The following is a 478-nucleotide window of genomic DNA, read 5'->3' as shown; positions in this document are numbered from 1 at the left end:
TAGTAAGGAACGAAATGGAAGATATTCCGGAAGCCATCAAATTTTCGGTAAGTACTGCCGGTGGAATGGCCTCTGGCCCCCCGGTAGCTATCGATGTTATTGGGAATGATCTTGAACAAACCTCCGAAATAGCTGAACAACTGGTAAACCGACTCAACCAGATAGAAGGAATACGCAATGCCGACGTAAACCGGGGTGATCCACAACCGGCACTTCAAATCGATCTGGATCGGGACAGACTAGCAGTGCTGGGATTGAACTCAGGTACGGTAGGACAAACCATTAGAGGGATGATTGCCGGAATCACGGCAACAGAATTTCGTGAAGAGGGAGATGAATTTGACATCGTGGTTCAATACGAGGAATCTTTTCGTCAAAATATAGAAGACCTTAGAAGAATGACAGTACCCACTCCCGGCGGAGAACTGGTGGAAATTGGATCTTTGGGCGAGGTTCGGGAAATTTACACCCCTCCCAA

General features: G+C 47.5%; 1 protein-coding gene. It reads left to right on the top strand.

Translation table 11 applies throughout. From position 1 onward, the window contains the following. Positions 1 to 14: 14 nt before the first annotated feature. Positions 15 to 478 (top strand): efflux RND transporter permease subunit (locus tag HC175_RS18080; RefSeq protein ID WP_209310075.1); only part of this gene is annotated, 464 nt, incomplete at its 3' end.

The sequence above is a fragment of the Salinimicrobium oceani genome (assembly GCF_012037645.1).
The sequence above is the reverse complement of the archived record's forward strand: the minus strand, read 5'-3'. Positions and strand labels throughout refer to the sequence as shown.